This is a genomic window from Corallococcus sp. AB032C (assembly GCF_003668935.1).
Classification (GTDB): Bacteria; Myxococcota; Myxococcia; order Myxococcales; family Myxococcaceae; genus Corallococcus; species Corallococcus exiguus.
The window spans coordinates 1-7,897 of the sequence record NZ_RAWP01000198.1 but is presented as its reverse complement, the minus strand read 5'-3'; the positions used below and the strand labels follow the sequence as shown (position 1 = coordinate 7,897).

Here is a 7,897-nt window from a genome sequence, read left to right as displayed (position 1 = left end):
CCTCCACCGAGCTCGCCCAGGTCACGCCTCCCGCCGACCCCGCGACTCCCACGGAGACGGCGCCCTCGGACCCGCCTCCTCCCAGCAACGAAACCGCCACCGACGACGCCCAGGCTCCCAAGGCGAAGACGCGCACCCCCGTCCGCAAGACCGGCAAGCGCGACGCCAGCGACCCGACGGCCACTCCGGTCCGCGGCAAGTCCCGCACCGCCGCGCCCGTCGACGACTCGGATGCCGACCTCCCCGCCCCGGATGACGGCGCCACCGAAGCGGCCGCGCCCCAGGGCTTCCTCACCCTGGTCACGGAACCCTCCGCCCGCGTGTCCCTGGCCGGCCGTTCCCTGGGCGAGACCCCTCTCAACAAGGTCGCCCTCCCGGTAGGCAGGCACACCCTGAAGCTCATGGACGGCACCGGCCGCCCCCTGAAGCTCCTGGTGGAGATCAAACCCGACGACGTCACCTCCGTCCGGGTCCCCCTGGAGATGCTGGCCAATCCCTGAACCTGTCGGACAGGTTCGCGCGACGCCATGCAATCACCCGCTGGGGTCCGGCGTACCCGAGGCATTCCGCCGGGACGTGCTCCCACGTCCTCGCGCCTCGCCCGGAGCCGCCCATGAGGATGTCCTCGCTGTCCCTGCTCGCCGCCTGCTGCCTCGTCACCTCCGCCTGCACCGCCCACGCGGAGGACGCGACCCGGCCCTCCCAGGGCGCCGGTGAGACGCGCCAGGTGGAGGACTTCCACGGCGTCTCCGTGGGTCACGGCATGCACGCGGAGGTGAAGGTGGGCCCCAAGTCCGTCCGCCTGGAGGGCTCCCCTGAAAACCTCTCCCGCCTCCAGTTGGAGGTGGAGGACGGCATCCTCACCACGCGCGTGGAGCGCAAGGGCTGGAGCGGCCTCAACGGCAAGGTGAAGCTCATCGTGTCCTCGCCCCGCATCGACCACCTGGAGGCCAGCGGCGGCAGCCACATGAACGCGGACGTCACCGCGTCCGGCGAGTTCGACGCCGAGGCCAGCGGCGGCTCGGTCCTCACCGTGCGCGGCGTGGACGCCAAGCAGGTGGAGGCCGAGGCCAGCGGCGGCTCTGAAATCACCCTGAGCGGCCGCGCGACGCAGCTGGAGGCCGAGGCCAGTGGCGGCGCGCAGGTGCATGCCCAGAAGCTCCAGGGCCTCACCGACCTGAAGGTGGAGGCCAGCGGCGGATCCATCGTGGAGGCCGATGCCCCCGCCAGCGTCTCCGGTGACGCCTCCGGCGGCAGCATCATCCGCCTGTCGAAGCGGCCCCAGAACTCCAACGTGGACGTCAGCGGCGGTTCGCGCCTCGACGCCTCGAACTAGCAGCGGTACCGGGAAAGGTTAGCCGGGCCCCGGGGAGTTCCCGGGGCCCGGACAGGCCCCCCACGAAGCAAAAGAGACGCCGCACACCGGACCTCCAAGGTCATCCGGGCGACCGTCCTACCTTCCACGTGGATGCCGACCACACCGGAGTGCCGTCGGACAGGCGCGTGGGCCCCATGGAATGCGCTCGAGTGACCGAACGCTTCGCAGTCCCCAAGATATCGGGAACCCGTCCCAATCCCAAACACCCAGCGTCGCTTTCGCCGCAGGACTCGCAGGGGAACCCGCGTCCCGCCACGCCTGCCGTCCCCCACGGACTGTAAATACGAAAGCACCGCGCTCACACGGTGCGTCGTTGAGACGCGTCAGGTCGGGTCCATCCAGCGATGATGGAAAACTCCGCATGCGTGGGACTCCGCGAGCAACCGCTCAGCGGGCCGGCGGGAAGCGGTCCGCGTTCTGACGCTCCACCATCCAGCCCGGGTACTCGGGGGGCAGCTTGGAGACGGCGTCCAGCTTCGCGAGTTGCTCGGCGCTGAGGCGCAGCTCGGACGCGGCCAGGTTGTCCTCCAGTTGGGCCTGCGTCTTCGCGCCGAGGATGACGGTGGTGACGTGCGGCTGGTGCAGCAGCCACGCGAGCGCCACGCGGGCCACGGTGGTGCCCGTCTCCTTCGCGACCTCATCCATCACGTCGATGGCGTTGTACGCGCGCTCGCGGTCCACGGGCGGGAAGTCGAAGGTGGTGCGGCGGGCGCCCTCGGGTCCTTCGGCGTTGCGGCGGTACTTGCCGGAGAGGAAGCCACCCGCGAGCGGGCTCCACACCATCAGGCCCACCTGCTGGTCCTTCATCAGCGGCACCAGCTCGCGCTCCAGGTCGCGGCCGGCGATGGAGTAGTAGGCCTGCAGCGATTCGAAGCGGGACAGGCCGCGGTGGTCGCTCAGGCCCAGCGCCTTCATCAGCTGCCACGCGGCCAGGTTGGACGCGCCCAGGTAGCGCACCTTGCCCTGGCTCACGAGGTCGTCCAGCGCGCGCAGCGTCTCCTCCAGCGGCGTGGCCACGTCGTAGCCGTGGATCTGCAAGAGGTCGATGTGGTCCGTGCCCAGGCGCTTCAGGCTCGCGTGCACGGAGTCGAAGATGTGGTAGCGGGACAGGCCCGTCTCATTCTGGCCCGGGCCCATGCGGCCGCGCACCTTGGTGGCCAGCACCACCTGCGAACGCTTCTCCGCCAACGCCTTGCCGAGCAGCTCCTCCGACTGCCCGTACGAATACACGTTCGCGGTGTCGAAGAAGTTGATGCCCGCGTCCAGGCACCGGCCCACCAGCGCGTCGGCCTCCGACTGGCCCTGCTGCCCGATGTTCTTCCAGTAGCCCTCGCCACCGAAGGTCATGGCGCCGAAACACAGTTCAGAGACAAACAGGCCGGTGCGGCCCAGCGGACGGTAGTGCATGTGCGTGTCACCTTGGGTGGAAGTGAAGGCGGCCCCTCTTAACGTCCGGTGCGCAATCCCGCAGCAGGAAGACACGCGATGACGGACGCGCGCCTCTTCGTGGGCTGGGACCTGACGGACCCCTTCGCCCGCGCACGCTGGCTGTGGAGAAGTTGGGGGCAAAAGCCACGCCGGAGGGACGCGCCCGGAGACAGGCCCTGATGGAGTCCTCCGGCCTGCGCTTCGGGAACTCAGGAACGTGCACGCACGACCAGCTGGATGCCGCGCTCTGCGCCTGGCTGGGGTGGCTCACACGCACCCGGCCCGGGGACGTCATCGCGGTGGGCCTGCCCCTCACGCGTGACGCGGATGGAACATTGCGCGAGGGACGTATCCTGGACCTGACTCTACGGTAATCAGCTATTGCTATTCTTACTGCTTAAGCTGTTTTAATCCCTCTCAACTCCAGCTGGAGAGGGACAACGCATGCGTGGAACGTCGTGGAAGGCCGTGACGGTGGTGGTGGGGCTCGTGGGCGCGCCGGTGCTGGCGGAGGACGCGACCGCCCGTCTGCCATACGGCGTGCCGGTGCCGGAGGGTCAGGAGCTGACGGCGGCGCCGGAGCCCTTCGACGAGTCGGTGCACGGCCGGGCGATTCCCAACACCCAGCCACAGGCGAACGAGGTGTTGAAGGGCGTGGCGGCGCGGCTGCCGGAGCGCTCCAGCCGTCCCCGTCCGCGCGTTCCCATCCCGGACATCTTCCCGGGCTCCGGGGACCGGGGCTTCTGGGTGACGCAGGGCCAGGGCATCTTCGCGGCCAATGACGCGCAGACGGACCTGGTCATCCCGGACAACGCGATTGGAACAACCATCTATGCGCCCACGCACATGCCGGCGGGCAACGTGTGCGTGGAGACAGTGACGGCGCACTGGCGCTATTCGGGCATGGCGACGACGGCGCACGCGCACGGCTTCTGGGACCACTGTGGCTTCGACGGCGCCACCGGCTGGCAGACCTTCGAGGGCATGGACGCGACGTGGAAGGGCAAGTACGTGCGCGTGCTGGACGGCGAGGAGCGCTACTTCACGGAGGCCTACAAGGACGGCAGCGGCTGCGCGCACGGCCTGCTCTACAACTTCACCCTGGGGCTCTGGGAGGAGAAGCTGACGCCCATCTGCGGCAACTCCGGCTTCGCCACGGGCTGGACGATGTGGGAGTCGCACTACCTGATGGACGTGGCCCAGCGCTGCCCCGCGTTCCCGCGCGTGCGCGCCTCTGGCATCCAGATCTACACCGTGAGCGCCTGGCCCGCGCTCACCACCAGCAACAGCACCCAGCTGGGGCCCTACGGCCTGTGCTGGACCAACGGCACGTACAACTTCTCGGTCGCCGTGCCCAACAGCGACTGGACCGCGCTCACGCCGTGAGTTGAGGACTCAGCGCCCGCGCGGAAGAGGCGGTCCGCCTTCCGCGCGGTGGCTCGTGACAGCTCAGGGTTGTCCGGGAGGAGATTCCTCATCGGGAGGAATCAGGGTCGTCGGCAGCTCCACCCATTCCCGCGACAGCGTCTCGCCCACGGAGCCGCGACGCATCCAGTCCGGCCACTTCGCCACGACGCGATGGTTGCGCTCCAAGGACTCCCAGAACTTCCGGGCCTCTTCCGTATCCAACCGCCTGGTGAAAGCCATTCAACCCTCTCCTCCGGAACCCTCTGGCTCCCGCTGCGTCCGCTGGATGACCTGGAGCAACTCGTCCGCCGCGAGGCGCTCGAGCTGAACATAAGCATAGGGAAGCAGGGGCATGCGCGGCGAAACCTTCGTGCTCGCCCATTCGATCTTGCGGCCCTCCTTGTTCTTCCGCTTCACGGGCCGTCCGGAACTCAGTTGCATCGAGAACAGGTCGAAGAACCGGCGCGGTCCCACGCCCATGAACGGGACAAAGGCAACCCGCCCCTTGACATCCTGGCCGTCCATCAACGCGATGGAATCATCGTGCAGCCGGAGGGCGTGGCTCTTCGGATAGGGCTCGACGAAGTACACCCGCTCGATTCCCGCGGCCACGATGTGCTTGGCGCAGTTGTGACAAGGGAAGGTCGTCGCGTAGAGGTGAGCCCCCCGCGTGGAAGCTCCCATCCGAGCGCAGGCGGACAGCGCCGCCATCTCGGCATGGACCTCCCGGCTGTACTCGGTGATGTCCAGCAAGCCTGTGTCCGCGAAGAGCTCCCGGCCCTCCGCATAGAGAGCATCGTCGCCATGCTCCGCTTCGGAATGCTGGCCGAAGTGCCTCTTCACCTTGCGCATGATGCCCACGACAAGCTTGCGCTTGAGGACGTCGTTGGAATCCACACCCCGTGCGCTGTCCCGCTGGTCGTGAAGGCCCGGCCAGTACTGACCGCCGCTGTACTGAGGGGCGTCGTTCGCACCCGTGGCGATGATGTCTCCGGTCTGGCTGGTGACGACGGCTCCCACCTGGCGCGCCAGGCTGCCGGAGCGCTGCGCGGCGGCGAAGGCCATGAACATGGCGTGCTCTTCCTGGGTGGGCGTCGTCCAGGGCGAACCGAAGACGAGGTCCAGGAAGCGAAACACCTGGCTGCGGGATTCGTCCTCGTTGCCCGTCATGGGGATGAAGACGTCGGACAACTCGAAGGTGTCACGCGCATGCTGGCCATGCCCTTCCTTCTCGTTCTCGTCCTTCCGGATGAGTTCGCGGGCTTTCTCCTCTGAAATCAGGTGACGGTCCGCCAGGTTGCGCAGGCGCAGCGGCTCCGGCGAATACACTCCCATCAGGAAGAATCCGGAGCCGTAGATGCGCCGAAGGGTCCGCACCTCCTCTGGATGTTTCAGCGAGTGCACGAGGTGAACGGCCTCTGACCGCGGAAAACGATCTTCCTTCCCGGGACGCACCCGGAACTCCGCGATCTGCTGCGCGGCGTAGAGCGCGAAGATGTCATTGCGTCTTGAACGGCGCCGCAATTCGTTTCCGGCTTCGATGTGACTGGCGATGCGCTCGTGTTCGGGTGCGTCCGCCAACGTGAAACCCATGGCCGACGATTCGAGCGTCTCCAGCAAGCGGGTCACCTTGATGACCTGGGGCTCGTAGTTGAAGCGCTGGAGCCCTTCGGTCAGGAAGGATTCAATTCGCTGGAGATCCGTCCCCACCGCTCCCACCAGCCCCAGCACCACTTCCGCGCGCTGATGGTCGAAACCCGCCAACGTTTCATCATCCGAACCGCCCATGCCGCCTCCCCCCTGCAATCACAAGCAGGGGGATAGCATCCACCTCCGACATGGGTGCACGCACGCCACTCCCTCCGAAGAGGTAGGACTCAGCGCCCGCGCACCGGGTCCTCGTGATGGTCGTGCCCTGGCCCGCCGAACGTTCCGGGCCAGGGTTCCTCCGCGGGCTTCAGGCCGGGAATCGGGAAGCGCCGGAAGCGCGATTGGCTATAGGCATACGGGGGATCGCACTCGCCGCACGTCGTGGCCCCGTCCATCATCACGAGGCTGTCCGGCCCCAGCTCCAGGAACTGCGCGGGCGTCGCCGCGTTCGACACCGGGCACTGGAACACCTCGCTGCCGTCCTTCGCGCTCACCGCGAACAGCACCGGCCCCGTCGCGTTCATGCCCGTGCCCACCACCACCGTCTCCGGCGGCTGGCCCGGCCAGGTCGTCCAGCTCGCCAGCCGCACCTCCGGCGCCACCGGCCCCGGCCACCCCTGGAACCCGTGCGTCCAGGACGGCGTGAGATTCGGCAACGCGTAGCCCTCCAGCGTCCACTCGCCCACGGTGTCGTCCTCGGAGGGCGAGGGAATCACGTGCGCGGAGGTCGCCAGCGCGCGGCCCAGCCCCCGGGGGAACGTCTGTGAACCCACCGCCTGCCCGTCCCGCGTGCTCAGCGCCTGCGTGGAGCGCTCGTTGAGCAGGAGCCCGTTCACGATGGCCAGCTCCCCCGCGGCGAAGGCCTCTGTCTTCCGCCAGCGCGGCACCCCGTCCTGCGAGAACGCCATCACCAACGTCGGCGCTCCCGGATACAGCGGCGCCCCCACGTTCTGCGTGGGCCCGAACGCCACATACACATCGCCCGCCGCGTCGGACGCCACGCCGTACGGGTGCGGATGGTTGCACTCCGCGAGCAGCGGATCCTGCAACGCCTGCGCGGACACCATCCCGCCAAAGGCATCCAACACCACCAGGAAGTACTGCCGGCACAGCGTGTTCCGCGACGTGCCCGCCGGGTACGCCTCGAAGAGCGCCGCCAGCCGGTCCGGCTGCATCACCCCCAGCCGCGCCATGAACACCGTCGTCAGCCCCTGCGTGAAGTCCGGCCGCGCCGTCGTCAGGTCGAACGTCCACCGCGGCGCGCCCGTCACCCTGTCCAACAGCGACACCTGTCCGGACAGCGGCAGGTCCATGCACAACAGCCGGTCGTTCCACAGCATGCACCGGCGCCCGGACGTGCTCGCGCGCACCGGCACCGGGCCCGCCGCGTCCAGGAGCGCCGGCACGAAGAAGCCCACCAGCGTCACGTCCCCCGTGGGCCCCACCAACAGGTCGTGCAGCGCCTCACCGTTGGAGGCCGCGTCGTAGGTCCAGTCCGGCGTCAGCGCCGTCGCGGCGGGGCGCTCGCAGACGGAGCCCTTGCACTTGCCCGGTCCCTGGCAGGGGCTGGCCGGCGCGCAGGTGAAGTTGTCCGGCGGATCGCGGCGCTGACACGTCCCGTCCAGGCACACGTCCGCCGCGTCACAGCCGCGCTCCGGGCCGCAGAACGTCCCGTCCGGCGCCTTCGCCAGCGTGCACCCCACCTTCGGGTCGCACGCGCCCACCTGGCACTTCCCGTCCCCCGGACACGGCGGCGCCGGCACCGACGTGCAGCCGTCCAGCGGGTTGCACACGTCCGTGGTGCACGCGTTGCCGTCGTCGCAGACGCGCTCCGGGCCCTTGCACCGCCCCGCCGTGCACGTGGCGCCCTGGATGCACGCGTTGCCCGGGTCGCAGGCCGTGCCGTCCGGATCCTCGGCCTCCACGCACTTCTCCGTCGCCACGTCGAACGTGGAGGTGTGGCAGGCCACCGGCGTGGGGCAGTCCGGATACGGGTTCGACTCCCCGCGCAGCTCCACCCGCACCTCCCCGCCC

General features: G+C 69.0%; 8 protein-coding genes. 4 read left to right on the top strand and 4 right to left on the bottom strand.

What is annotated here, in order from left to right:
• Positions 1 to 500: PEGA domain-containing protein (locus tag D7X99_RS40850; RefSeq protein WP_121782454.1), on the top strand; the 500-nt coding region annotated here is incomplete at its 5' end.
• A 113-nt stretch (positions 501 to 613) separates the two neighbouring features.
• On the top strand, positions 614 to 1,336 hold the full coding sequence (locus tag D7X99_RS40845; protein ID WP_121782453.1) for a head GIN domain-containing protein: 723 nt from the start codon (positions 614 to 616) through the stop codon (positions 1,334 to 1,336).
• Between the two features lie 429 nt (positions 1,337 to 1,765).
• On the opposite strand, the gene D7X99_RS40840 is transcribed toward D7X99_RS40845, so the two are convergent.
• The gene (locus tag D7X99_RS40840) at positions 1,766 to 2,785 is read right to left on the bottom strand and encodes an aldo/keto reductase (RefSeq protein WP_120599969.1); all 1,020 of its coding nucleotides are present in this window, start codon (positions 2,783 to 2,785) and stop codon (positions 1,766 to 1,768) included.
• A gap of 200 nt (positions 2,786 to 2,985) precedes the next feature.
• Between D7X99_RS40840 and D7X99_RS40835 the strand changes: the two genes are divergently transcribed.
• Positions 2,986 to 3,180, top strand: coding sequence for a hypothetical protein (locus tag D7X99_RS40835; protein WP_233614177.1), 195 nt, complete (start codon positions 2,986 to 2,988; stop codon positions 3,178 to 3,180).
• A gap of 70 nt (positions 3,181 to 3,250) precedes the next feature.
• A complete protein-coding gene (locus D7X99_RS40830; RefSeq protein ID WP_121782452.1) occupies positions 3,251 to 4,192 on the top strand; it encodes a hypothetical protein in 942 nt (313 codons plus the stop codon).
• Positions 4,193 to 4,255: 63 nt separating this feature from the next.
• On the opposite strand, the gene D7X99_RS40825 is transcribed toward D7X99_RS40830, so the two are convergent.
• The 3 genes from D7X99_RS40825 to D7X99_RS40815 all read right to left on the bottom strand — a co-directional run.
• Positions 4,256 to 4,453, bottom strand: a complete 198-nt coding sequence (locus D7X99_RS40825; protein ID WP_121782451.1) for a hypothetical protein — start codon at positions 4,451 to 4,453, stop codon at positions 4,256 to 4,258.
• Entirely contained in the window at positions 4,454 to 6,001 is a 1,548-nt protein-coding gene (locus D7X99_RS40820; RefSeq protein WP_121782450.1) for an anti-phage dCTP deaminase, read from the bottom strand.
• Between the two features lie 89 nt (positions 6,002 to 6,090).
• Positions 6,091 to 7,897: tenascin-X (locus D7X99_RS40815; RefSeq protein WP_121782449.1), on the bottom strand; the 1,807-nt coding region annotated here is incomplete at its 5' end.